2 protein-coding genes are annotated in these 1,332 nt (G+C 45.0%); one reads left to right on the plus strand and one right to left on the minus strand.

The window, feature by feature from the left end:
- Positions 1 to 173, plus strand: a 173-nt coding sequence (locus tag R7E47_RS24470) for a DUF1315 family protein (RefSeq protein ID WP_318085298.1), incomplete at its 5' end; no start/stop codon positions are given.
- 86 nt (positions 174 to 259) lie between these two features.
- Here R7E47_RS24470 and ansA read toward each other — a convergent pair.
- On the minus strand, positions 260 to 1,273 hold the full coding sequence (gene ansA / locus R7E47_RS24475; protein ID WP_318085296.1) for an asparaginase: 1,014 nt from the start codon (positions 1,271 to 1,273) through the stop codon (positions 260 to 262).
- Between the last annotated feature and the right edge of the window lie 59 nt (positions 1,274 to 1,332).

The raw sequence follows: 1,332 nt of genomic DNA on the forward strand, positions 1-1,332 counted from the left end.
GAGATTCGTGTATGCAAGCTGTGATGTTGTATCAATCAAAACACAATACTGAGGCGCAACATATGACGGTTGCGGCTGGTGGTGAAATCAGTTTTAAGTCTAAACAGGAACTGAAAAAACAGTTCAATACCGATGAAAGTGACATTGTTCGTGTAAACCCGAATCTCGATTGATTCTGTCACTTCATGCCAAAGTAAAAAGCCCAATCAATATTGGGCTTTTTTAATATCTAAGCATTGTTAGAGATTCGAAGAAGCGCTTACAGGCTCATTTCGCCACGCAGTACTTCCTGCATTTTCTCTTTTACTTCTTCGTAAGACAGGTTTTGGCTCAATAAGAAGTGCAGTTTTGCGAGCGCCGCTTCTGGCGTCATATCGTAACCGCTAATTACGCCCGCATCTGCCAACGCACAGCCTGTCGCATAACCGCCCATGTTGACTTTACCAGCCAAACATTGAGTCAGGTTGACCACAATAACACCACGCTCAGAGGCTTCTTTAAGATGGCCTAGTAGTTCTGGGTTTTGCGGAGCGTTACCCACACCAAAAGTCAGCAAAATCATCGCATTCACTGGCTGAAGCAAGGTATTGCGGATAACTTCATGTGAAATACCCGGATACATTGTGATCACACCGATTGGTTGAGGAGTAATGTTGTGAACTTTGAATTCACCTTCAGGTTGCGCGTTCACCTTGATGCTGTTGCTAATCTGAATGTTGATGCCCGCTTCCAACAGTGGCGGCAAGTTTGGTGACGTAAATGCATTAAAGCCGTCAGCATGAGATTTTGTGCTGCGGTTGCCACGCATCAACTGATTGTTGAAGAATAAGGTGACTTCGTTGATTGGGTAGTTTGCTGCGATGTGCAGAGCATTTAGTAAGTTTGCTTGACCATCAGAGCGCAGTTCAGCCAAAGGAATTTGAGAACCAGTAACGATAACTGGCTTACCCAGGTTTTCTAGCATGAAAGACAAAGCCGACGCGGTGTAAGCCATCGTGTCAGTGCCGTGCAGAATAACGAAACCATCGTACTTGTCGTAGTTGTCACGAATGTCATCAGCGATTTGTTGCCAGTCTGCTGGTGTCATATCTGATGAGTCGATAAGAGGATCATATTCGTGGATAGTGTATTCCGGCATCTCTGGACGGTGAAATTCCGGCATGCTGGCAAGCTGTTTTTCCATAAAGCCAGCGATAGGAACGTAACCGTGATCCGATTTTAGCATACCGATGGTGCCACCGGTGTAAGCGATGTAGATGGGTTTTCTAGTCATCGTTTTTACTTTCATGTAGGGGAACAGAGGCGGGATTATATACCTAAATAACCTTGAGA

Origin of the sequence: Vibrio sp. Vb1026 (assembly GCF_033338745.1) — a bacterium.
Taxonomy (GTDB): Bacteria; Pseudomonadota; Gammaproteobacteria; order Enterobacterales; family Vibrionaceae; genus Vibrio; species Vibrio alginolyticus.

What these genes read in the sequence shown, in the direction of transcription:
- ansA (WP_318085296.1), bottom strand. Translation starts at nt 1,273, where the DNA reads ATGACTAGAAAACCCATCTACATCGCTTACACCGGTGGCACCATCGGT.